The 24300-nt window shown below is 56.5% G+C and carries 20 protein-coding genes and 1 pseudogene; 12 read left to right on the forward strand and 9 right to left on the reverse strand.

All coding sequences use genetic code 11. The features are described from left to right. Nucleotides 1-24: 24 nt before the first annotated feature. The 4 genes from thrC to ACN0VL_RS06275 form a co-directional block, all read right to left on the reverse strand. Nucleotides 25-1305: a threonine synthase gene (gene thrC, locus ACN0VL_RS06260; RefSeq protein ID WP_417615591.1), complete on the reverse strand. Its 1281-nt coding sequence runs from the start codon at nucleotides 1303-1305 to the stop codon at nucleotides 25-27. Next, nucleotides 1302-2258 (reverse strand): homoserine kinase, encoded by a 957-nt coding sequence (gene thrB / locus ACN0VL_RS06265; RefSeq protein WP_417615592.1) that lies wholly within the window; start codon nucleotides 2256-2258, stop codon nucleotides 1302-1304. Before thrB ends, thrC begins: the two co-directional genes overlap by 4 nt. Then, nucleotides 2259-4718, reverse strand: coding sequence for a bifunctional aspartate kinase/homoserine dehydrogenase I (gene thrA / locus ACN0VL_RS06270; RefSeq protein ID WP_417615594.1), 2460 nt, complete (start codon nucleotides 4716-4718; stop codon nucleotides 2259-2261). Between the two features lie 242 nt (nucleotides 4719-4960). Beyond that, nucleotides 4961-5659 (reverse strand): tRNA/rRNA methyltransferase, encoded by a 699-nt coding sequence (locus tag ACN0VL_RS06275; RefSeq protein ID WP_417615596.1) that lies wholly within the window; start codon nucleotides 5657-5659, stop codon nucleotides 4961-4963. A 564-nt stretch (nucleotides 5660-6223) separates the two neighbouring features. On the opposite strand from ACN0VL_RS06275, the gene aceK reads away from it, so the two are divergent. Next, nucleotides 6224-7945, forward strand: coding sequence for a bifunctional isocitrate dehydrogenase kinase/phosphatase (aceK, locus tag ACN0VL_RS06280; RefSeq protein WP_417615598.1), 1722 nt, complete (start codon nucleotides 6224-6226; stop codon nucleotides 7943-7945). A gap of 143 nt (nucleotides 7946-8088) precedes the next feature. Here the strand turns inward: aceK and ACN0VL_RS06285 are convergent, their stop codons facing one another. Then, nucleotides 8089-8580 (reverse strand): putative 4-hydroxy-4-methyl-2-oxoglutarate aldolase, encoded by a 492-nt coding sequence (locus ACN0VL_RS06285; RefSeq protein WP_417615600.1) that lies wholly within the window; start codon nucleotides 8578-8580, stop codon nucleotides 8089-8091. 571 nt (nucleotides 8581-9151) lie between these two features. On the opposite strand from ACN0VL_RS06285, the gene arcA reads away from it, so the two are divergent. Further along, a complete protein-coding gene (arcA, locus tag ACN0VL_RS06290) occupies nucleotides 9152-9868 on the forward strand; it encodes a two-component system response regulator ArcA (RefSeq protein WP_417615601.1) in 717 nt (238 codons plus the stop codon). A 331-nt stretch (nucleotides 9869-10199) separates the two neighbouring features. Here arcA and icd read toward each other — a convergent pair whose 3' ends face one another. Then, a complete protein-coding gene (gene icd / locus ACN0VL_RS06295; protein ID WP_417615603.1) occupies nucleotides 10200-11450 on the reverse strand; it encodes an NADP-dependent isocitrate dehydrogenase in 1251 nt (416 codons plus the stop codon). A gap of 224 nt (nucleotides 11451-11674) precedes the next feature. Between icd and ACN0VL_RS06300 the strand changes: the two are divergent. From ACN0VL_RS06300 to mgtE, 3 genes and pseudogenes are all read left to right on the forward strand, one after another. Beyond that, nucleotides 11675-12277: pseudogene (locus tag ACN0VL_RS06300) on the forward strand (pseudouridine synthase); the annotation flags it as partial. 2 nt (nucleotides 12278-12279) lie between these two features. Further along, a complete protein-coding gene (locus ACN0VL_RS06305) occupies nucleotides 12280-12735 on the forward strand; it encodes an NUDIX hydrolase (RefSeq protein WP_417615605.1) in 456 nt (151 codons plus the stop codon). A 394-nt stretch (nucleotides 12736-13129) separates the two neighbouring features. Continuing rightward, the gene (mgtE, locus tag ACN0VL_RS06310; RefSeq protein ID WP_417615607.1) at nucleotides 13130-14470 is read left to right on the forward strand and encodes a magnesium transporter; all 1341 of its coding nucleotides are present in this window, start codon (nucleotides 13130-13132) and stop codon (nucleotides 14468-14470) included. Nucleotides 14471-14524: 54 nt separating this feature from the next. Here mgtE and ACN0VL_RS06315 read toward each other — a convergent pair whose 3' ends face one another. Continuing rightward, nucleotides 14525-14989: a GNAT family N-acetyltransferase gene (locus ACN0VL_RS06315; RefSeq protein ID WP_417615609.1), complete on the reverse strand. Its 465-nt coding sequence runs from the start codon at nucleotides 14987-14989 to the stop codon at nucleotides 14525-14527. Between the two features lie 292 nt (nucleotides 14990-15281). Here ACN0VL_RS06315 and ACN0VL_RS06320 point away from each other — a divergent pair, with 292 nt between their 5' ends. From ACN0VL_RS06320 to ACN0VL_RS06350, 7 genes are all read left to right on the forward strand, one after another. Next, entirely contained in the window at nucleotides 15282-16685 is a 1404-nt protein-coding gene (locus ACN0VL_RS06320; RefSeq protein WP_417615611.1) for an NfeD family protein, read from the forward strand. Next, entirely contained in the window at nucleotides 16682-17482 is an 801-nt protein-coding gene (locus tag ACN0VL_RS06325) for a slipin family protein (RefSeq protein WP_417615613.1), read from the forward strand. Before ACN0VL_RS06320 ends, ACN0VL_RS06325 begins: the two co-directional genes overlap by 4 nt. A gap of 20 nt (nucleotides 17483-17502) precedes the next feature. Further along, a complete protein-coding gene (locus tag ACN0VL_RS06330; protein ID WP_417615615.1) occupies nucleotides 17503-17907 on the forward strand; it encodes a group II truncated hemoglobin in 405 nt (134 codons plus the stop codon). Nucleotides 17908-17999: 92 nt separating this feature from the next. After that, nucleotides 18000-19106, forward strand: a complete 1107-nt coding sequence (gene mnmA / locus ACN0VL_RS06335; protein ID WP_417615617.1) for a tRNA 2-thiouridine(34) synthase MnmA — start codon at nucleotides 18000-18002, stop codon at nucleotides 19104-19106. Continuing rightward, nucleotides 19103-19726: a high frequency lysogenization protein HflD gene (gene hflD / locus ACN0VL_RS06340; protein WP_417615619.1), complete on the forward strand. Its 624-nt coding sequence runs from the start codon at nucleotides 19103-19105 to the stop codon at nucleotides 19724-19726. Before mnmA ends, hflD begins: the two co-directional genes overlap by 4 nt. 55 nt (nucleotides 19727-19781) lie before the next feature. Further along, nucleotides 19782-21149: an adenylosuccinate lyase gene (gene purB, locus ACN0VL_RS06345; RefSeq protein ID WP_417615621.1), complete on the forward strand. Its 1368-nt coding sequence runs from the start codon at nucleotides 19782-19784 to the stop codon at nucleotides 21147-21149. Nucleotides 21150-21544: 395 nt separating this feature from the next. Continuing rightward, a complete protein-coding gene (locus ACN0VL_RS06350) occupies nucleotides 21545-22687 on the forward strand; it encodes a JmjC domain-containing protein (protein WP_417615623.1) in 1143 nt (380 codons plus the stop codon). Nucleotides 22688-22885: 198 nt separating this feature from the next. On the opposite strand, the gene ACN0VL_RS06355 is transcribed toward ACN0VL_RS06350, so the two are convergent. Together ACN0VL_RS06355 and pdxH are read right to left on the reverse strand one after the other, a co-directional pair. Further along, nucleotides 22886-23374 carry a GNAT family N-acetyltransferase gene (locus ACN0VL_RS06355; RefSeq protein ID WP_417615625.1) on the reverse strand — a complete coding sequence of 163 codons (489 nt, stop codon included), beginning with the start codon at nucleotides 23372-23374 and terminating at the stop codon, nucleotides 22886-22888. Nucleotides 23375-23382: 8 nt separating this feature from the next. Then, entirely contained in the window at nucleotides 23383-24018 is a 636-nt protein-coding gene (gene pdxH / locus ACN0VL_RS06360) for a pyridoxamine 5'-phosphate oxidase (protein ID WP_417615627.1), read from the reverse strand. Nucleotides 24019-24300: the final 282 nt, after the last annotated feature.

Consider the following 24300-nt stretch of genomic DNA (forward strand, 5'->3'; position numbering starts at 1 on the left):
CGCCGGGCGCTTGGTGCTGGGCGCTTATTTACCCATCATTTTCGCTTTTAGTGCGGCGAAGTCGGCGGGGATGGTGCCGTTGAGGGGTTCCATGGCCATGTGCTTGGCCAGTGGGCCGGGCAGTGGTAGGTCCTGCCCCAGGATTTCGTCTACGTTTTCTTTGAACTTGGCCGGGTGGGCGGTGCACAGGAAGATGCCTACTTCGTCTTTGCCGCGTTCTTTGTTGAGCAGGTCCCACCCTATTGCGCCGTGGGGCTCGCACAGGTAGCCCTGGGCAAACAAGCGTTGCAGTGCGTCTTTGGTTTGCTCGTCGTCCAGTGCACCGGAGGCGATGTCGGCCAGGTTCCAGCCTTTAACGCGGCACAGCTCTTCTACCCGTGGCCAGTTGTTGGGGCGGCTGACGTCCATGGCGTTGGAAATGGTCGCTACCGTGTTTTTCGGATCCCAGGTGCCGCTTTCCAGGTAACGGGGCACGGTGTCGTTGGCGTTGGTGGCGGCCATGAAGCGTTTCACCGGCAGGCCCAGTGCCTTGGCAATCAGGCCGGCGGTCAGGTTGCCGAAGTTGCCCGATGGCACGGCAATCACCGCCTTGTGGCGCTGTTCGGCCGGCAGTTGGGCGACGGCTTCAAAGTAATAGCACACCTGGGCTACCAAACGGCTGATGTTGATGGAGTTGGCCGAGTTAAGGCCCACCGCCGCTTTCAGCTCTTCGTCATCGAAGGCCTGTTTGACCAGTGCCTGGCAATCGTCAAAGTCGCCTTGTACCGCATAGGTGCTGATGTTGCCGCCCAGGGTGGTAAACAATTTTTCTTGCAGCGGGCTGATTTTGCCCTCGGGGTACAGAATCACCACTTCTATGTTGGGCAGGCCGTAAAAGGCGTGGGCCACGGCGGCACCGGTGTCACCCGAGGTAGCGGTCAGTATGGTGATCTTCTTGCCATCGGCGCTCAAGGTTGCCAGGCACTGGGCCATGAAGCGGCCGCCAAAGTCTTTAAACGCCAGGGTAGGACCGTGGAACAGCTCGAGCGCATAGGTGTGCTCGTCCACCTTGACCAGCGGTGCGGGAAAGGTAAAGGCGTGCTCGACCATGGCGGTTAGGGTGGCTTCGGGAATTTCATCACCAATCAGGTGCTGTAATACCGCCACCGAGCGTGGCACCAATGGCAGCTCGAGTAGCGCCTCTATGTTGGCCATGGGGGTCAGATTTTCCGGGAAGAACAAGCCCTGACCACGGCCCAGCCCCTGCTTGACGGCACCGGCAAAATCGATGGTTTCCGCATTGTCCTTAATGTTATACAGCTTCATAGTTCAGTTCCTGTTACTCGAGCACCTTGGGTATCGATTTTGCAAATATGGCAAAAGCCATCCTGATTTTGAATAAAGTGTTCTGCCAGCCAGTCTTTAAGCTTTTCGGCCTGGGTTACGTCTTTCAGCACACAAAATACGGTGGGGCCACTGCCGGAGATGCCGGTGGCCAGTGCGCCCATGGCGGCGGCCTGCTCTCGCACCTCGTTAAAGCCCGGGATCAACTGCGCGCGATAGGGTTCGGCAATCACGTCTTTCAGCATGGCGGCGGCCAGCGGCTCTTGGCCGGTGTGGCAGGCATGCACGAACCCACCCAGGCGACGGCCGTAGGTCAGGCAGTCTTGCCGGCGGTATTGCGCCGGCAAAATGCTGCGCGCCGCCGAGGTGGACACATTAATGCCCGGGTAGCACAGCACCCAGTACCAGTCGTCGAAGCTGGGCAAGGTCTGGCTGACCACGCCCGCTTCGTCCAGCACCAGTTGCATGCCCCCAAAATGGCAGGGGGCTACGTTGTCGTAATGCAAGGAGCCGGAGATTTGCCCTTCCAACTCGCCCATCAGCAGCATCAACTCGTGCTCGCTGAGGGCGTTATCGTAAAAGGCGTTCAGCGCCACAAAGGCCGCCACTATGCTGGTGGCGCTGGAGCCCAGGCCCGAGCCCACCGGCATGTTTTTTTCCAGCGTCATCACCAGCGGCCTGGGGCTGATGTCTTTTTGCGCCAGGGCCTTCTGGTAGGCCAGATAGCAGTCGTAAACAATGTTCTGTTTAAAGTCGTCTGGCAGCTTGTGGGCAAAGGCACCGACTGTGGTGAGGTTAAACTCGCCCGAGGTGTCGGCGACCAGCACCCGGTCACCCAGCATGGTGCCGTCTACCGGGGCCACGGCGGCCCCTAACACATCGAAGCCGACGCTCACGTTGGCGGTAGAGGCGGGGGCAAACGCTACTACACTCATTTAAATCTCCTGCTTCCAGTTATGGGTGCGCAATAGGTCGGCGAACACACCGGCGGCCGTTACATCGGCACCGGCACCGTAACCCCGCAGCACCAGCGGAATAGGCTGATAGTACTGGGTGTAGAAGGCCAGTGCGTTTTCGCCGTCTTTCACCTTGAACAGCGGATCATCGCCGTCTACGGCTTTAATGGCAACCTTGCAGTGTCCATTTTCGATCTCACCCACATAACGCAGTACTTTACCTTCGGCGGCGGCCTGGGATACCCGGGTTTCAAAATAGCCGTTGGCTTCCGGCAGGCGGGCCATAAAGGTGTCGATGTCGCCGCTGTCGTCAAACTCCGGTGGCAGTGCCTGCTCGACTTCGATGTCGTCCAGGTCCAGCTGCATGCCGGCTTCCCGCGCCAGGATCAGCAGCTTGCGTGCCACGTCCATGCCGCTCAGATCGTCACGCGGATCCGGCTCGGTAAAGCCGCTTTCCCGGGCGACGCGGGTGGCATCGGCAAAGCTCATGCCTTCGTCCAGCTTGCCGAAGATGTACGACATGGAGCCGGACAAGATACCGCCAAAGGCCTTGAGCTGATCACCGGCACGCAGCAGGTTCTGCAGGTTTTCGATAACCGGCAGGCCCGCCCCTACCGTGGTTTCATACAAAAACTTGCGGTGGGTGCGCTGGGCGGCACGGCGCAGCTGGCGATAATAATCCAGGCTGGCGGTGTTGGCTTTTTTGTTGGGCGTAACCACGTGGAAACCGGCGGCCAAAAAGTCGGCGTATTGTTCGGCCACACCGTCGCTTGAGGTACAGTCCACCAGCACAGGGTTGATCAGGTGGCTGTCTTCTACCATGCGCTGCAGGCGAGGCAGGTTGAAGGTGTCGGTGGCCTGCGCCAGCTTGTCTTGCCACTCGGCCAGGTTGATACCGTCGCGGTTCAGGGTCATTTGGCGGGAGTTGGCGATGCCGACCACGCGAATACCAATGTCCTGGGTATCCAGCACCGGTTGCTGGCGACGAATTTGCTCCAACAGCGCCGCGCCCACGCCACCACAGCCCACCAGGAATACATCGATAAAACGACGGCTGGAGAAGAAGTTCTGGTGACAGGCCTTGATCGCCTCTGTGGTTTTGGTTTTGTGGATCACCGCGGAAATAGAGCGCTCGCTCGAGCCTTGGGCAATGGCCACTATGTTGATGGAGGCTTCGGCCAGGGCATTGAAGAAGCGGGCCGACACCCCTTTCACGGTGCGCATGCGATCGCCCACCAAAGAGATAATGGCCAGATCTTCTATGATATCCAGCGGCTCCAGCAGGTTGTTTTTGAATTCCAGCGCAAATTCGTTCTTGATGGCCTGCTGGGCTTTCTGCTGGTCAAAGTTGTGAATACAGAAACTGACGCTGTATTCCGACGAGCTCTGGGTGATCAGCACTATGCTGACGCCGGCGCGGGACACGCAAGAGAACAGGCGCCCTGCCATGCCGACCATGCCTTTCATGCCCGGGCCCGAGATATTGATCATGGTCATGCCGGTCAGATCGGAAATGCCCTTTACCTGCTGGTCGTCGTCACTGCATTCGGGACCGATGAGCGAGCCTTCGCCCTGGGGGTTGCCGGTGTTTTTGATCAGGCACGGAATATGAAACTGGGCGATGGGCGCTATGGTTTTGGGATGCATGACCTTGGCGCCAAAGTAAGACAGCTCCATGGCTTCTTTATAAGACAGTTGCTTGAGCAACTTGGCATCGGGCACCAGGCGCGGGTCGCAGTTGTACACGCCGTCTACGTCGGTCCAGATTTCGCAGCACTCGGCACCCACACAGGCGGCCAGCACGGCGGCGGAATAATCGGAGCCATTACGGCCCAGAATAACGGTTTCGCCCTGTTCGTTGCCGGCGGTAAAGCCGGGCATCAGGTAAATGCAATCGCTGCGCAGGCCCGCTTCGGCAAAACGCTGACGCGAGACTTCGATGTTGACCGTGGCTTCCAGGTAACTGCCCTCGCCCAGCAACATGGCTTGCGGGGTGATCACTTCTACCTGCTCGCCCCGGGCTTTCAGCAGTTCGGCCATGGTGGCGATAGACAGGGCTTCGCCGCGGCTTAATATGTGCGCCTGGGTGTTGTCCGGGCATTGCTGCAACAGGCTCACGCCCTGTAATAAACGCGCCAGCTGGCTGAGTTCGCGCTCTACCCGCGCCTTCAGGCCCTGGTCGTCTAGCTGGGGGAATTGGGGTTTCAGGCCATCGATAATGCCATGAAAAACCTGTTCGATTTCTTGCAGTACCGGGGCAGGATCCAGGCCACGAATGGTCTGCTCGACAACCGCCACCAAATGATTGGTGACCTTGGCGGGGGCTGACAGCACCAGCGCCACCTGAGACTGCTGCTGATTATTGACCACTATGTCGGCGACGTTGGTAAATCGCTCGCTGTTGGCCAAAGAGGTGCCGCCAAATTTCAAGACACGCATTCATAACTCCCTGTACTAGACGAAAAAAATAAAACAAAAAAGTTAAAACAAAAAAGCCCGCATCGGTTAGAGACGCGGGCTTTAGAATTCTAATCGGTGTGTTGTTAGCGCATCAGCCCGCCCCAGTGCCACCCATGGTGGTGCCGGTAATAATAATGGTGGTGATGCGGCTTGCACTCGGCAACATGATGAACAACCTCTAACAACGAATGGCATAGCAATAACCCGGGCACGCATGCTTGTCAACCGCCGCCCTTGTCCGACAAGGCGCGTTCCAGATCTTTATAAAGCAGATGCAGCAGGTTGAGATCCCGCTGTTCCAGCATAGGCAATCGGTCGGATACCCATTCAGCCAGTTTTTCCTGCTGCGAAACACCGACCTTATCAAACAATTGCTCTGTTTTCTGTTGCAGCAGCCTTAATTGAGCATTTTCGGTTTGAACGCTGGTTTTTTCTACGGTTTCGTCATCCAGGCCCTGGCTGAATTCGTAGGCATAAAGCATGATGGCCTGGCCCAGATTCAGTGAGGGATAACTCACTTTAAGCGGTAAGTAGCTGATAATATCGGCCAGGGCGAGGTCGTCGTTACTTAAGCCGGACTCTTCACAGCCAAATAACAGCGCGACTTTTTGAGTGCTTTTATTGTTGACCTGGGCGATGGCCTGCTTGGGAGTCAGGTAGTACCGGTAGCGCCCCCGCTGCCGCGCCGTGGTGGCAATCACCAGGTCCATGTCGGCCAGGGCGGGGGCGAGTTCGTCGAAATATTCTGCCTGATCCAGTATTTCCTGGGCGCCATGCGCAACCCAATGGGCCTTGTCCTGCTCGTGCACCCGGCTGTTAACCAAGCGCATGTGACCAAAGCCCATGGTTTTCATCGCCCGCGCCGCAGCCCCCACGTTTTCCGCCCGAGCCGGCGATTTAAGTACAAAATACAGCTGCATAGCCCATCTCACAAACACCCAACAAAACGGCGCATATTCTCCCACAAATCCCCCGGGGGAACGACAACCAAATACCAAAACCTGTTCTTGCCACGGAAAAGACCCTGTGAAGGGTGAAGCGTGAGGGGCCCTGTAGCCCGGCGCTTCAGCTGCCGGTCCTGCGTTAGCAGGAGGTTTTTTTTAAATCCCGCTGAGACGGGACTGCCAGCTAAAGCGGCAGACTACAGAAAACACCGCACTTTGTAGTCCGGCGCTTTAGCTGCCGGTTCTGCGTTAGCAGGAGGGTTTTAACATCTGTAGGCGCATATTTATTCGCGCGGTTTTTGTAGTAGCTGCTTTAGCTGCTAAATCCTGCGCAGCAGGATCTGATGTTCTGGTTAGAAAGAATACGGCGATACAGGAGATATCGGTGCCAGGATGTCGCTGCGCGACATTGCGCAGCTAAAGCAGCGCCTACAATAACCAACCCTTCACACAATAATGCGACCACCAACAGCGACTCGCCTGGTTAATTACGCTAACGTTTCAAGGTGGATGGGGTGTTACGCTTTAGGGAGAAGGCTGATGGACAGCTACGGCATGGATGTGGCTCGGGTGATCATGGAGCGGTTTGATGATCTGTATCTCCATTTTCTTGATGTGACCGGAGGGGCTCAGGCGCGGTTTGAGCAACAGGATTGGTTGGCGGTGCAACAGGCGGCCAGTCAGCGTATTCGTTTGTATGATCAACACGTTAAAAAGACGCTGCATACCATTCGCGATCGCAGAGGAGGCGCGCCTTTTAGTGCACTGGAATTAAAGGCCATCAAGCAGGCCTTTAACGACCTTTTGATCAAGCACCCCAACCCCGAAATTGCCGAATCCTTTTACAACTCGATTTATCGTCGCTCGTTTCATCACCAGAATATTCAAGACAACAACTTGTATGTGCACGGTTTTATTCAACGGGCGCCATCCGCGGACAAAACCGTTTACTGGCAGCAGTACCACACCCGCCTCGATAACCTGGCCGATACGCTCAAGCAGGCGCTGGCTGGATTACGACTAACGGTGCCGTTCAGCGATCTGACCCGGGACCTGGCGTATGTGCGCCGCTACATGCAGGACTTTGCCCCGACCGAGCTTGCCCAAGAAAGCTTCAGGCTCAGTGTGATCAGCTCGCTGTTTTTTCGCAACAAGGGTGCTTACCTGGTCGCTAAAATCGAATACGGCAAGCTGACGCTGCCCTTTATTCTGCCCATATTGCATGATGATCAGGGTGGCCTTTATCTTGATACCCTGATTTTGTCTTATGACGACGCGTCCATTTTGTTCAGCTTTGCCCGCGCCTATTTCATGGTGTGGTGCCCCGAGCCCGCCCTGCTGGTGCAGTTTTTACGCCCCCTGCTGCCCAACAAGGCAGATTATGAAATTTACAGCGCCATTGGTTGCCAAAAACATGGCAAGAGCGAGTTCTATCGGCGTTTTTTACAACAGCTGCATCAATCGCGAGAACAGTTTGTGACCGCCCCCGGCATCAAGGGAATGGTGATGTGCGTATTCACCCTGCCCTCTTTCGACGTGGTCTTCAAGGTCATTAAAGACAAGTTTACCCCGCCCAAAATCATCAGCCACGAGCAGGTGCGAGCCAAGTACCGGCTGGTGAAGCAGCACGATCGGGTGGGCCGCATGGCCGACACCATGGAGTTTACCAACTTCGAGTTGCCACTCCATCGCATCAGCCCCGAACTGCTGGCCGAATTGCAGCAGGTTGCGGCGTCTCAGCTCACCATCACCAACGACACCCTGATCATCCATCACCTTTATACCGAGCGACGCATGACGCCGCTTAATATCTATCTGGATCAGGCGTCGGAACAGCAGCTCACCGATGTGCTGGACGAATATGCCAACTCCATCAAACAGCTGGCCACGGCCAACATTTTCCCTGGCGATATGCTGTTTAAAAACTTTGGGGTGACGCGACACAACAGGGTGATTTTTTATGATTATGATGAAATCAGTTACATGACCGAATGTCATTTTCGGGACATTCCCAAGGCCCGTTATCCCGAAGACGAGATGAGTGCCGAGCCCTGGTATTCTGTGGCGCCCAACGATATTTTTCCGGAAGAGTTTGCTACCTTTTTACTGAGCAGCCCGCGTATTCGCCATGCCTTCAACCCACAACACAACAACCTGTTCACCGCCTCTTATTGGCGAGAGTTGCAGCAAAACATCACCGACGGCCAGTTTGGCGATGTGTTCCCCTATCGCCGCAAACGCCGCTTTCAATATCTTTATTAGCGACATAGCTCCATCGTCGCTTGTAGCCCGCCCACTTGTTCGGCGGCCAGCGTAGCTGGATGTTCAATCATCAGACATCCAAAACCGCGCGAACAAGTATGCGCCTACAGAAAACACCGCCTCCCTGTAGCTCGGCGCTTCCGTTAAAAGGAGTGGTGGCTCAGGGGCTCTCGGGCAATCAGGATGCCGTTGATATCGGCATACAGATAATCGCCGGGCTCAATGGTAACGCCGGCAAAGGTGACCGGAACATCCACCTCGCCCAGCCCGTGCTTTTCGGTTTTCATCGGGCAGACTGCCAGGGCCTTGACGCCCAGGCCCATCTCGCCAATTGCCGCCGCATCGCGGATAGCACCATTAATGACGACGCCGGCCCAGCCATTTTCGATGGCCAGTTTCACCAGCTGATCGCCCATCAGCGCCCGGCGCAGCGAGCCCTCGCCATCAACCACCAGTACCTTGCCGGTGCCCGGGGTGGCGACCATCTCTCGCACTCGCGAGTTGTCTTCCTTGCAACGAACCGTCACCACCTGACCCCAAAAGGTGTGCGCAGCACCATAATCGGTGAACAAAGGCGCGAGTATTTCGACCTTGTCGCCATGTTCGTCACATAAATCGGGTAATAAATCCAACACTGTAACCTCCTGTAATGGTCAAAAACAGCTTCTATCAACCGTCACTCAGCTTACCGAGTCTGCGGCAAGCAAAACCTGTAATGATCCACACTACTCTTAAAGCGTCCTTAACTCTAATTATGGCAAATATGCGCCTACAGAAAAGCGCGCCGCTTGCTGTCCGCTCATTTATAGCTTACAACTGGCGTTTTTAAGATTTTTATGCACAATTGGTTATAACTGAGGCTTGAAATGCTGGTACCTCCTCGATTTTGAGCCAGGGAGCCCCTAAAACTATTTAACATTATCAAGTGAATACTATTGTTATGCTCCTGTTAACTGTTAAAATACCGCAACTTTAGGTAATGGATTTCTGTTTGTCCCGACTGTACAAATTTTGGGCACAAAGCAGTAGCTGCATGGGATGCAAATAAAAACGGCTCAAAAAAAGCAGTCTAACCGGGCCGATACAGACTCCCCTTTGCGGGAGCCAATACGGCAGATTAAAGCGGTAGAGTAACAACAAATACCTTCCCCGCTCCGGCAACTGTTGATACTAAATTCTATTTACATCTAACAAACAGGTAGGCACATGCAGACTCCACACATTCTTATTGTTGAAGACGAGCTAGTCACTCGCAACACCCTGAAAGGCATTTTTGAGGCCGAAGGCTACTCGGTACTGGAAGCCACAGATGGCGATGAAATGTACAAGGCGCTGTCCAACAACAAAATCAACCTGGTGATCATGGACATCAACCTGCCGGGCAAAAATGGCTTGTTGCTGGCCCGTGAGCTGCGTGAACAGCACAATCTGGCACTGATGTTTCTGACCGGTCGTGATAACGAAGTGGATAAGATTCTGGGCCTGGAAATTGGCGCGGACGACTACATCACCAAGCCGTTCAACCCGCGGGAACTGACCATTCGTGCTCGCAACCTGCTTAGCCGCACCATGCAGACTCCGGATGCGCAAGAGGAAGAAAAGCAGGTAGACGCCTATCGCTTTAATGGCTGGACCCTGGATATCAACAGCCGCGCCCTGATCAGCCCCAATAACGAAATGTTCAAATTGCCGCGCAGCGAGTTTCGGGCCATGATTCACTTTTGTGAAAACCCGGGCCAGATCCAGAGCCGTGCCGATTTGCTGCAGAAGATGACCGGCCGCGAGCTCAAGCCCCATGACCGCACCGTAGACGTGACCATTCGTCGTATTCGCAAGCATTTTGAGTCGGTTCCCGGCACGCCGGAAATCATCGCCACCATCCATGGCGAAGGCTACCGCTTCTGCGGCGATCTGGAAGGCTAACCCGCCCCAGCTCCCGATTAGCTAAAAAGGCCCCACAGTCAGATGACCGTGGGGCCTTTTGCGTAAAGGCGCCCCAAAACTGTTTTTACCACGGAAAGCCCCTGTGAGGGGTGAGGGGCCCTGTAGCCCGGCGCTTTAGCTGCCGGCCCTGCGTTAGCAGGGTGGTTTTAAAATCCCGCGGAGGCGGGACTGCCAGCTGAAGCGGCAGACTACAAAACCGAGATCCTGACGTCCGTCAGGATGACGGCAAAAACATCACTCCTGCGAGTTCGGGTTGGCTCTTTCGCTTCACCCTTCACCCTTCCCCCTCACGATTCCCCCGGCATTAAGGCTACATCTGTTCGACGATGTCGTTGGCAAATCCGGAGCAGCTGCGCAGGGTGGCTCCGCTCATTTGGCGCTCGAAGTCGTAGGTTACCGTCTTGTTGGCTATGGCGGCCTCCATGCCTTTTACAATCAAGTCTGCTGCCTCAAACCACCCCAGGTGGCGCAGCATCATTTCCGCAGACAGGATCAGTGAACCGGGGTTAACTTTATCCTGGCCGGCATATTTGGGTGCCGTGCCGTGGGTGGCTTCAAACAACGCCACGCTGTCGCCAATGTTGGCTCCCGGCGCTATGCCAATGCCGCCAACCTGAGCGGCCAGGGCATCGGAAATGTAATCTCCGTTCAGGTTCATGCAGGCAATCACGTCGTATTCGGCGGGGCGCAGTAATATCTGCTGCAAAAAGGCATCGGCGATCACGTCTTTGACGATGATCTCCTTGCCGGTGTTGGGGTTGGTGAAGGCACACCAGGGGCCGCCGTCTATCAAGCGGGCACCAAACTCGTTTTGGGCCAGGGCGTAACCCCAGTCTTTAAAAGCACCCTCGGTGAACTTCATGATATTGCCCTTGTGCACCAGGGTCAGTGAGTCTCTGTCGTTATCAATGGCGTATTGCAGCGCGGCGCGTACCAGTCGCTCGGTGCCGGCTTTGGAGGTTGGCTTGATGCCAATGCCGCAATGTTCCGGGAAGCGAATATTCTGTACGCCCATCTCGCTCTGTAAAAACTCGATGACCCTGGTGGCCTCCGGACTGTCGGCCTGCCACTCTATGCCCGCGTAAATGTCTTCGCTGTTTTCCCGAAAAATCACCATATCGGTCAGCTCGGGCTGTTTGACCGGGCTGGGCGTGCCCTGGTAATAACGCACCGGGCGCAAACACACATACAAGTCCAGCTGCTGACGCAGTGCCACGTTAAGCGAGCGAATACCGCCCCCCACCGGCGTGGTCAGCGGCCCCTTGATGGCCACATGGTACTCGCGAATAAACGCCAGGGTTTCTTCCGGCAGCCAGCTGTTTTCACCATACAGACGGGTGGCTTTTTCGCCGGTGTAAATTTCCATCCAGTTAATGCTGCGCTGGTTATCGTAGGCCTTGGCCACCGCCGCATTCACCACTGTCTGCATGGCCGGCGTGACGTCCACGCCAATGCCGTCCCCTTCAATAAAGGGAATGATAGGATCGTTGGATACCTTGAGCTTTCCGCTCACGTCCTGTGTAATTTTTTGTCCTTTGGCGGGCACGGTTACCTTTGACATGGTCGACGGTTCCTTATCTGAATTGTGAGGGGGAAAGAGTGAAGGGGCGACATAAACAGCAAACCGGCTACGCTCTTAATGAGTTATGCCGCATGACTAATAGCAGCATAGGCCATAAAATCGGCAATAGATATTGCCGGGAACACGGTGAGGGCCTGAGTGACATTAGGCGCCAGCCACTATTTTTGCTATTGTAAACCCTCTGTTTAATAAGCCTTTTTGCCATGAAAGCCAAAAAACCATCCACTCGCTTCAAGCCAAGGTCCAGAACCATCGCCAAGGCGCCCAGCTCCGGCCCGGCAGTGACGCTGTTGTTTAACAAACCCTATATGGTGTTGTGCCAGTTTACCGATGGCGACGGCCGTCAAACGCTGGCGGACTTTGTGAATCAGCCCGGGGTCTATGCCGCCGGCCGCCTGGACCGCGACAGCGAAGGCTTGCTGGTGCTGACCAATGATGGCGCCCTTAATGCCCGCCTGACCCAGCCCGGCCGTAAAACCGCCAAAACCTACTGGGCACAGGTAGAAGGCGTGCCCACCGAATCCGATTTGGCCCAGCTGCGTCAAGGCGTGACCTTGAAAGACGGCCCCACCCTGCCCGCCCAGGTACGCATTATGCCGGCGCCAGATGTCTGGCCCCGCACACCGCCCATTCGTGAGCGCCAGCAGATCCCCACCAGCTGGCTGGAAATCAAGGTAATCGAAGGACGCAACCGACAGGTACGGCGCATGACGGCCCATATTGGCTTTCCGACCCTGCGCCTGATCCGCTACGCGGTGGGCGACTGGACGCTGGATAATCTGCCCTCGGGGCAGTGGAGAAAAATAGAATGAGTCATCATCCGTTTGCCGTCACGCTGGCCATTATTGTACGCGCCGGTGACCGCTTTTTAATGGTAGAAGAATGGCAGCAAGGCCAGATCCGGTTTAATCAACCGGCAGGCCACCTTGAACCTGGGGAATCCTTGCTGGCCGGTGCCCAGCGCGAGCTGCTGGAAGAAACCGGGCTGGCCATTCCTCTCGAGCAGGCGGTAGCCATTTATCAATTTGAAGCCCCGGATAACGGCACCCATTTTGTGCGTTTTACCTTTTGTGCAGAGGTGCCAGCGCCGCTGGCGACCCGGCCGCAAGATCCTGATGACGACATCATTCGCTGTCACTGGCTGACGCTGGAAGAAATTGAAGCCCTGGGCAGCCAACTGCGCAGCCCGATGATTTTAGCCTCGTTTCGCGATTACCTCGCCGGCCAGCGCTTTCCGCTCAGTGCCCTTAAGCAGCAGAGTTAAGGGTGAAGGATCGCGCTCTTGTTTTGTAGACACTGCTTTAGCTGCGCAATGTCGCGCAGCGACAACCTGGCACCGATATCTCATGTATCGCCGTATTCTTTCTAACTTGTGCATCAGATCCTGCTACGCAGGATTTAGCAGCTAAAGCAGCTACTACAAAAACGCGCGAATAAATAGGCGCCTACAAAACCGGGCCTTTTGTGCGCTTCGCCCTTCACCCTCCCCCTTCACAACTTACCCGCCGTTACCCAACTTGCTAATAAAAATTCAATCACCTAGCATCTGCGGCCGTGCCAAAGCTGGTGTCTGATACTCGACACTGGCCGGCGCATCATCTGATGACAGATCCGACCGTTCGTTTTGTTATTTTTTGAGTATCGCGCGGAGCAACCCCATGAGCCACCACGAGCTTGCGTTGATATTGAGCAACGCCATAGAACAGCAGCAATTCAACACCGCACTGATTCAGGTCAAGGGCCTGCGCCCTGTGGATCTTGCCGATATCATGTCACATATAGAGCCTGCCCTGGCCTGGCGGCTTCTGGAACGGCTGCCGCACAGGGCCACTGTATATGCTTATCTGGATGCCGATATACAAGTACAACTGGCACGGGAGTTTCCGCGGGCCAACCTGGCCAGACTGGTGAGTGAAATGCCGTCGGATGAGCGGGCCGACTTGTATAAATGCCTGGATCAGGAACAAAGAGATGCCTTGCTGCCCGCGTTGGCACAGGCAAAGCGGGAAGATATTCGCAAGCTCGCCGCCTACGAGGAAGGCACCGCCGGAGCCCTGATGTCTTCGGATTATGCCACCCTGGAAGCCAGCATGAACGTGAGCGAAGCACTGGCCGCCCTGCGGGCAGAGGCACCGGACGCCGAGACCATTTATCACGCCTACGTGATTGATGCAGAGCGTAAATTACTGGGGGTGGTGTCGCTGCGCGCGCTTATTCTGGCGCTCCCGGAGCAACAGATGCACAGCCTGATGGTGAGCCCGCCCATTCATTGCAGGGTAACCGATGATCAGGAAGACGTGGCCAAGGCGATTGCCCGCTACGACTTGATTGCCATACCCATTATCAATGAAAACAACGTATTGGTGGGCATTGTCACCCACGATGACGCCATGGATGTCGCCAGCGATGAAGCCACCGATGACTTTCACAAATCCGGTGGTGTGAGCACCATGGTGGGTAACCTGAAAGACGTGAGCATAGGCCTGCTGTATCGCAAACGGGTATTCTGGCTGGTATTGCTGGTGTTTGGCAACCTGTTCTCCGGCGCCGGCATAGCCCACTTTGAAGAGCTGATTGCCGCCAACATAGTGCTGGTGTTCTTCCTGCCCTTGCTGGTCGACAGCGGCGGTAACGCCGGTTCCCAGTCGGCCACCCTGATGGTGCGCGCCCTGGCCACCGGCGAGGTGGTCATGCGCGACTGGTTCAGCCTGCTCGGGCGCGAAGCCCTGGTGGCCTTGTGCCTGGGGGGCACCATGGCCGTGGCCATTTCGGCCGTTGGCTATATGCGCGGCGATGAAGTGGTGGCGCTGGTACTGGCCATGAGCATGATGTGCGTGGTGCTGATTGGCTGTGTCATTGGCATGAGCCTGCCCTTTGTACTGAACCGGCTGGGCTTTGACCCCGCCAGCGCCAGCGCCCCCCTGATCACCTCGGTGTGCGATGCCTCCGGCGTGCTCATTTACCTGTTTATCGCCTCGCGATTTCTGGCCCTGGGATGAGTCGCTCCACAACGCGCGAATAAATATGCGCCTACAAAAAAACACGCCGTTTATTTAACCTGCGCGCAGCAGAACATGGCGTGGTTCATTCGGGCCAAAGTAATCCGGCTCTGTGGTTTCATGGTTAAAACCCAGGGCCTGATACAGACCGGCGGCGTGATTGTCGGGATGTACCGTTAATCGTATCTGCCGGCAGCCGTCTGCGGTAAGCCTGTCGATTAACTGCTGCAGCAGCTTTTTGCCTATGCCGGCCCCGCGTGCCGGCTCGGCCACCGCCAGCGACAACACCCAGCCCTGCTGCCTGGCCTCGCCTGTGCCGCCCAGTATGTAGCCCACCACCTGGCTGCCTGGCTCATCTTCACCCCCTGCTTCCTGCTCGGCAACCAGCAGGTAATTGGGCCATAACTCCAATAGCTGCCGAAACAGAAAGTCCGGATAGCAATGGCCACCAAAAGCCGTTTGCTCCAGCTGAAAAACCTGCGCCATATCGGCTTTCGTCGCCGCCCTTATCTTCATCATGCCCCTTGTTCCATCCGCCGATTGAAGCGCCAAATGGTAAGGCAAAGGCCGGCGCTTATAAAGCGGGAGCAATATGATAGTGCCCGGCTAAACAGCGAGGGGGAAAGGGTGAAGCGTAAGGGGGTGCTCGCTTCACTCTTTACGCTTCACCCTTCACAGAGTTTTTTCCGTGGATTCCGTGGCAAAACAGGTTTGTGTTTTGGGTTATTTCACCTAACCAAGCAGCTTAAAAAACAACCAATCCACACCAAGTACGCTAGGCTTAAATCAGGGTTTGGCTGGAGCAAAGCGGATGAAGTGGCGCGGGATAGTATTGCTGTTACTCTTGCTGGGGCTGCCGGCACTGGCGCAAGAGCGTTACTGGCAGCTGGATATCAGCGGCCCCATAGGCTCGGGCACCTCCGACTTTATTGTGAGCGAAATGCAACAGGCACAAGCCGAGCAACCCGCCTTTATCCTGCTGATGCTGGATACCCCCGGCGGCCTGTACAGCGCCACCCGCGATATTATCAGTGCCATGCTGGCGTCAAACATACCCGTGGTGACCTATGTTGCCCCGGGTGGTGCGCGAGCCGCCTCGGCCGGTACCTACATCATGTATGCCAGCCATGTGGCGGCCATGGCGCCCGGTACGCACCTGGGTGCCGCCACACCGGTACAAATAGGCGGCTCGACGCTGCCGGGGGCAGACAAGTCCGATGACACAGACACCCCCAAAAAGCCGGATGCGCCCACCGATGATACCGCCACCGATGATGCCCCCACCGGGGACTCGCCCGCCAGGAAAGGCTCCGCCATGGAGCGCAAGACGTTAAACGATGCGGTGGCCTATATTCGTTCGCTGGCCCAGTTACGGGGGCGCAACGCCGAATGGGCCGAGCTGGCGGTGCGGGACGCCGCCACGCTCACCGCCAGCGAAGCGCTGGAACAAAAGGTGATTGAGCTGCTGGCCAGTGATGTATCGGCTTTGCTGCTGGCGCTGGATGGTCGGGAAATACAGCTGGGTGATGCCCGCTATGTGTTTGCCAGCTCCCAGTTGACCGGCGAGTTACGCCAGCCCGACTGGCGCCAGCGCTTCATCATGATCATCAGCAACCCCAACATTACCTACCTGCTGATGCTGGTGGGTATGTATGGCTTGTTGCTGGAGTTTTACAGCCCGGGTTTTGGCGTGTCGGGCGTGATTGGCGCCATTTGTCTGCTGCTGGCCATGCTGGGCATGCAAATGCTGCCCTTTAGTACCATAGGGCTGGCCCTGCTCGGATTGGGGCTGGCGTTAATGATTGCCGAAGGCCTGGCTCCCAGTTTTGGCATTCTGGGGGGGGGTGGGCTGGTGGCCTTTGTTATCGGCTCCGTGCTGCTGTTCGATACCCCGGATCAGGCGTTTCGTATTGCCTGGCCCGTTATCGGTGCTTTTACCCTGGTCTCACTCGGCCTCATCGTGGTGGTGGTGAGGCTGATCGTTAAACAACGCCACAATCAGCCGGTGTCCGGCTCTCAGGCCATGATTGGCCTCGAGGGCTTTGCGCTGACCGACATCGCCCCTACCGGCAGTGTGATGGTACAGGGCGAGCGCTGGCTGGCCTGTAGCCAGGTGCCCATTGCCGCCCGGCAAGCCGTCGTGGTGCTGGCAGTAGACAACCTCACCCTGAGTGTTGCCCCCCTTAGCGCCTCACCAAAGGAGACCCGCTCATGATCATCGACTTTATTTATTTTCAGCTGTTGATCGTCGTATTACTGGTGATGCTGTTTACCAGTGCGTTTCGTATCTTGAGAGAATATCAGCGCGGCGTGATTTTTTTGCTGGGGCGCTTTTACAAGATCAAGGGGCCCGGGCTGATTCTGGTGATCCCCTTCGTGCAGCAGATGGTGCGGGTCGATCTGCGTATTATCACCATGGATGTGCCCTCCCAGGATATTATTTCCCGGGATAACGTCACGGTTAAGGTCAATGCGGTGTTGTACTTTCGGGTCCTGGATCCGCAAAAGGCCATTATCAATATCGAAAACTACCTGGAGGCCACCAGCCAGCTGGCGCAAACCACCATGCGGTCTGTGCTGGGCCAGCACGAACTGGACGAGATTTTGTCGGCACGGGATACGCTGAATGCGGATTTACAGCGCATTCTGGATCAGAGTACCGACGGTTGGGGGATCAAGGTGACCGCCGTTGAAATCAAACACGTGGATTTGGACGAGTCGATGATCCGTGCCATTGCGCGCCAGGCCGAGGCGGAACGTTCCCGTCGTGCCAAGGTCATTCACGCCACCGGTGAGCTGGAGGCTTCCAAGCAGTTGCTGGAAGCGGCGCGCATGCTGGGCCAGCAACCGGAAGCCATCCAGTTGCGTTATCTGCAAACCCTGACCGAAATCACCAACGACAACAGCAAGATCATCGTGTTTCCGCTGCCGCTGGAATTGGGTAAGATGCTGCAACCCATGTCTCATACCACAACACCCACGGCCAGCTCGTCACCAGACGAAATGACCTGAACCCAACAGAGAAAGTGACCATGCAAATATTGCCCGATTTTGGCCAGGGCGACAGCTCCTATAATGCAGCCGGCGGCCAGGAGGGGTTGCGCCAACTGGCCCGGGATTTTTACCACGCCATGAACACCCGTGCCGATGCCGCCGTGATCCGCGCCATGCATCCGGCAGATCTTGATGAGAGCATCGACAAGCTGGCCCGTTTTCTATCCGGCTGGCTGGGCGGCCCGTCTTTGTACCGCGAAAAGTACGGCCCCATCAGCATACCCCGTGCCCACGGTCATCTGGCCATAGGTACCGCTGAACGCGACGCCTGGCTGGCCTGCATGGCCCAGGCCCTGGAACAGCAGGACTATACGCCCGAGTTTAAAAGCTACCTGCTAAAGGCGTTGAGTGTGCCCGCCGAGCGCTGTCGCACCCGGGATTAAACACAACGCCAATGATTTGCCGCTATAGCCTCCCGCTGGCGGCGTTTGTCTGGTAAAATACCAGCCGTTTTGCAATCAGGTGACGGCGAGTAATGAGCGATAACAGTCAGTTAAAAGTGATTGTCGGCATGTCCGGCGGTGTGGATTCTTCGGTTTCTGCCTATCTGCTGCAACAGCAGGGCTATCAGGTGGAAGGCCTGTTCATGAAAAACTGGGAAGAAGACGACACCGACGAGTATTGTTCCGCTGCCGAAGACTTGCGTGACGCCCAGGCGGTGTGCGACAAGTTGGGCATTGAGCTGCATACCATTAACTTTGCCGCCGAATACTGGGACAATGTGTTTGAGCATTTTCTGGCCGAATACAAGGCCGGCCGCACGCCCAACCCCGATATTCTGTGCAATAAAGAAATCAAGTTTAAGGCCTTTCTGGAGTTTGCCGCCGAAGATCTGGGCGCCGACTATATTGCCACCGGCCACTATGTGCGCCGCAGCTTCGAAGAGCAGCCAAAAATGTTGCGCGGCCTGGATGGCAACAAGGACCAAAGCTATTTTCTCTATACCCTAAGCTCGCAGCAGGTGGCAAAAAGCCTGTTTCCCGTGGGCGAGCTGGAAAAGCCCGAAGTACGCCGCCTTGCCGAGCAGCTCGAGCTGGTGACCGCGAAAAAGAAAGACTCTACCGGCATCTGCTTTATTGGCGAGCGCAAGTTTACCGACTTTCTGGCCCAGTACCTGCCGGCACAACCCGGCAAGATTGAAAGTGTGGACGGCATGGTCATTGGCGATCATCAGGGGCTGATGTACCACACCCTGGGCCAGCGTAAAGGCCTGGGTATTGGCGGCTTGAAAAACACCAGCGACGATCCCTGGTACGTAGTCGACAAGGATATGGAGCGCAACGTGTTAATCGTCGCCCAGGGCGATCACCCCCGGCTTTATTCCAATGGCCTGATTGCCCGTCAGTTACACTGGGTCAACCGCACGCCCCTTACCGAGGCGGTGCGTTGCACCGTTAAAACCCGCTATCGCCAAACCGATGTGCCCTGCTTGATAGAGCCGCTGGATGACGACACCATTAAAGTCACCTTCGATACGCCTCAGGCGGCAGTCACCCCGGGCCAGTCGGCCGTGTTTTATGATGGCGAAGTGTGCCTGGGCGGCGGCATTATCGAAAACCGTTTTAGTCAGGAGCCACTTTGAGCCACAATCTTGAAAACCAGACTCTGGCATTTGCCGGCATTTGTCAGGCGGCAAGCCTGGTGCAGCAAGTCGCTCGCCAGGGCACCATAGAAGACAAGGACACCTTGACGGCCACCTTGAACAGTATTCTGGTGACCGATGCCGAGCAGTCGGCCGATATTTACGGCGGCCATGCCCAGTTGGCCCTGGGCTACCAGACCATAGTCGATCAGCTGAGCAACGACAGCGCGCGTAAAAATGCCGAGCTGACCCGCTATCTGGTGGGCATAGTGACGCTGGAAGGCAAGCTGGCCAAGCGCCGCGACCTGATGGCCATGCTGGGTGAGCGCATCAATCAGGTCAAGCGCCAGCGCCATCATTTCGAGTTGCTCGACGAGCAGGTACTGGCCAACCTGGCCAGCATTTACAGCGACATCGTCAGCCCCATAGGGCCGCGCATTCAGGTGGCGGGCAACCCCACCTACCTGCAGCAAGCGCCGGTGCAGCACCAGATCCGTGCCTTGCTGCTGGCCGGCATTCGCAGCGCCGTATTATGGCGCCAGCTTGGCGGCAAGCGCCGACACATTCTGTTTTCCCGCAAGCGACTGGTAGCCCAGGCCCAGTCAGCCCTGCGCGGATAACCAGGTTTAGCGTTATTTCACAAAAATTACCCCCAACGTTCAGGAGTTGTTGTTCATGGAATTGTCAGCATTAACGGCTATTTCTCCGGTTGATGGCCGTTATGGCTCAAAAACCCAAGAGTTACGCGCTATTTTTTCCGAGTTCGGTTTATTGCGCTTTCGTGTCGAAGTGGAAGTCCGCTGGCTGCAGGCCCTGGCCGCTCATGCAGACATTGCCGAAGTTCCGGCCCTGTCTGATGAAGCCAATGCCCTGCTGGATGGCATAGTCGCCAACTTTAACGAAGCCGACGGCCAGCGTATCAAAGATATCGAGCGTACCACCAACCACGACGTGAAAGCGGTGGAATACTTCCTGAAAGAAAAAGTAGAAGTGTTGCCCGAGCTGGCCGCCGTGAGCGAATTCATTCACTTTGCCTGCACCAGTGAAGACATTAACAACAACGCCCATGCCCTGATGTTAAGCGCCGGTCGCGACCAGGTCGTCGTGCCATACTGCCAGCAGCTGATCGACGAAGTAAAACGTCTGGCCGCCCAGTATCGCGACGTGCCCATGCTGAGCCGTACCCATGGTCAGCCAGCATCACCCACTACCCTGGGTAAAGAAATGGCCAACGTGGCCTACCGCCTCGAGCGCCAGCTGATACAGATTAAATCCATCGAAATGCTGGCTAAAATCAACGGCGCCGTGGGTAACTACAACGCCCACCTGTCGGCCTACCCCGAAGTAGACTGGCAAGTCTTTGCCGAGCGTTTTGTTACCAGCCTTGGCCTGGACTTCAACCCCTACACCACCCAGATTGAACCGCACGACTACATCGCCGAGCTGTTCGATGCCATCGCCCGCTTCAACACCATAGTGCTGGACTTTGACCGTGACATCTGGGGTTATATCTCCATTGGTTACTTCAAGCAGAAAACCGTGGCCGGCGAAATTGGTTCCAGCACCATGCCGCACAAGGTCAACCCAATCGACTTCGAAAACTCCGAAGGCAACCTGGGCCTGGCCAACGCCATTTTCAATCACCTGTCTGCCAAACTGCCGATTTCTCGCTGGCAGCGTGACCTGACCGACAGCACGGTGCTGCGCAACCTGGGCGTTGCCGTAGGCTATTCGCTGATTGCCTACCAGGCGACCCTGAAGGGCATCAGCAAGCTGGAAGCCAACCCGGAAGCCCTGGCTGCCGATCTGGATCAGAACTGGGAAGTACTGGCCGAGCCGGTACAAACGGTGATGCGCCGTTACGGCATTGAAAAGCCTTACGAGAAGCTGAAAGAGCTGACCCGTGGCAAGCGCGTCAACGCCGAAGGCATGCGTACCTTCATCGACGGCCTGGACCTGCCAGAAGCCGCGAAGGACGAGCTGAAGCAGCTGACCCCGGCCAACTACATAGGCCACGCCATCAAGCTGACCGACGAGCTGTAAACAGCGGAAAGCCGATAAAAACCGAGCCAAGTGGCTCGGTTTTTTTATGGGGCCGTCGGTAAACGATGGCCCCCTGTAGAAGCCTGCTTTAGCTGGCTGGTTTTGCGCAGCAAAACTGAAACAATGACACATCAGGATATCGCTGCGCGATATTGCACTCTCGCCCTTTGTAGCCCGCCCATTTATTAGGCGACCCCTGTGCAACAGGGTAAACATAGAGCACTAAACCGCGCGAACAAGTATGCGCCTACAGAACACACCGGCTCTGCGGGTTCGGGCTTCCTCGCTTCACCCCTCCCCCCTCACCCTTCACTCTCTGGAATCTATCATTATCTGCGGTGGCTAGGCATAATAGTCGCTCTTATCACCCATTATTTCCATCATGACAGGTGCCCATGCATAGCGCTTTTACACTCAATATCGACGACTTTCTGGCTCATTACTGGCAAAAGAAGCCGGTGCTGATCAAGGGGGGCTTTCCTCAGTTTGAAGATCCCCTTAGTCCGGACGAGCTGGCAGGGCTGGCCTTGGAACCCCACACGGAAGCGCGCCGCGTATGGCGAGCCGATGATCGCTGGCACGCAGAAACCGGCCCCTTCGAGAGCTATGACCACCTGGGTGAAACCGACTGGACGCTACTGGTGCAGGCCGTTAACCAGTGGCACCCCGGGGTGCAGGATATTGCCGAGGCATTCCGCTTTATTCCGGGCTGGCGCTTCGACGATGTCATGGTGAGCTTTTCGGCTCCCGGTGGTGGCGTGGGTCCGCATATCGATCAGTACGGGGTGTTTATCATTCAGGGCCAGGGCACTCGCCGCTGGCGGGTAGGGCTGGCTCAGGACTTGCAGCAGTTTGCCGCCCACGGTGCCTTGCGCCACTGCGAAGACTTTGTGGCCGAGATAGATGAAGTGCTCACCCCGGGAGACGTGCTCTACATTCCGCCGGGCTGTCCCCACGAAGGCTACGCCGAAACGCCGTCACTGAACTATTCCGTTGGCTTTCGCGCCCCCGATGCCCGGGACTTGATCTCCGGCTTTGCCGACCACATGCTGGCTCACGAGTCGGACAGCCGTCGTTTCGACGACGCCAACATGCCTGCCAGCACGGCTCATGGCCGCATCGACCATGAGGTGATGTCACAGGTCAAAAGCCTGATGACAGAATTACTGGACGACCCGGTGCGCATGGCGGACTGGTTTGGACAAATGGTCTCGGAAGCCAAGCACGACCTGGATCTGGAGCCAGTAGAGCCTTTATACAGCCTGGAAGAGCTGGTGCTGCGCATGGACCATGGCGATCACCTGTATCGTCTGGCCGGCGTACGCAGCTTTTATATGGAAGGCAGTGAACAGGTGTTTTATGTGGACGGTGAACGCTATCAACTGGCCGAGCCCGACGCCGATGCCATTGCCCTGGTCTGCGATCAGGCACGCATCTGCGGCCCGGAAGTCGCCTGCCTGAAACACCCCCAGGCGCTACTGGAAGTACTGCTGCCACTGGTCAACCAGGGGTACTGGTATTTTGAGGAAGAAGAATAAAAAGCGGAAAAAATAGTGAAGCGTGAAGAGTAAAGGATGAAGCGAACAAGCTACCGAACCTGCATGGCCGGTGGCTTGTTTTACAAGGCGCTGCTTTAGCTGCGCAATGTCGCGCAGCGACACCCTGTAATTTGGTCGTTTCAGTTTTGCTGCGCAAAACCAGCCAGCTAAAGCAGGCTTCTACAGGGAAGCCTTTGGTTACCCGAAGGCCGGGTGGTAGGTGACCAGGCCGGTGGGTACGGGTTGTTTGAGTGCCAGCGCCATAAAGGCATCCCCGGCGTTGGGGTAGGTGCACTCCAGGCCCTGCGCGTTGGCGGGTTTGAAGCCAAAGCGTGTGTAAAACGCCGGCTCACCCAACACCACCACCCCGGCCCAATCCAGTTCGTTGGCGCTGTCGAGCACGGCCCGGATCATGGCGGTGGCCACGCCCTGACACTGACAGTCGGGCCAGACACTAACCGGGGCCAGCCCCAGCCAGCCGATGTCTTCGCCATTAATGAGCACCGGGCTCAAGGCCAGGTGACCAATAATGGCGCCTTCGTATTCGGCGACCTGGCTCAGGCTAATGGCGCCCTGCTCGCGCAAGGCCCACACCAGATCCGCTTCGTCTTCACGGCCAAACGCCGCGCACACCACTTCATCTATCTCGTCACCATCGCCGGGGCGTTCGGTTCTGCATATCAGCATAAATAACCTTAAGGTGCCAAACGGTCGATCGACCAGCCGTCCTGCTCACGCTGGTATAAAAAACGATCATGCAGGCGATTGGCGCCCCCCTGCCAGAATTCCACAGAGTCAAACTTCACCCGGAAGCCTCCCCAGAAGCTCGGCAGAGGCACTTCGCCACTGGCAAACTTTTGTTTCATTTCCAGAAACTTGCCTTCCAGCACACCCCGCGCCGAAATGCGTGACGACTGATGTGACACCCAGGCGCCAATCTGGCTGTCTTTGGGGCGGCTGCTGAAGTATTTCATGACCTCCAGCGTCGATAGCCGCTCAACCTGGCCGGTGACATGCACCTGCCGATCCAGCCCGTGCCAGGGGAACAGCAGGCTGATGTGAGGGTTCTGGGACAACTGGCTGGCCTTGCGGCTGCCCATATTGGTATAAAAAACGAAGCCCTGTTCATCGACATGCTTGAGCAGCACGATGCGCTGATAAGGCTGGCCCCGTTCGTCGACCGTGCCCACCACCATGGCCGTGGGATCAACCAAATCGGCCGCCACGGCTTGCTGCATCCAGGTTTCAAACAAAGATAAGGGATTATCCGGCAAGTGCTTGCGACGCAAGCCGCCCTTGAGATATTCACGCCGGTAGTTGGCCAGTTCCATAGACTCGATTCTCGTAATTCGCGATAGCTTATTGTGCTCGGCGCGTCGGCAATTGGCAAGACAAGCGCAGCCGGAGCGGGATCACAAATACGGTGCCCAGCGTGAAGAGTGAAGCGTGAAGGATGCACTTGTTCGTTTCCCCCTCCTCTTTGCTCTTCGTCCGTGGTTTCCGTGAATTCCGTGGCAAATATTTAAATAAACGCCCGCCGTCGTCACATTTACGGTCAGAACCCCTTACAGCCAGACGGGTTAAAGTCTATCTTGAACGAACTGGGATATGTT

It is taken from the genome of Oceanisphaera sp., from assembly GCF_048268965.1.
Classification (GTDB): Bacteria; Pseudomonadota; Gammaproteobacteria; order Enterobacterales; family Aeromonadaceae; genus Oceanimonas.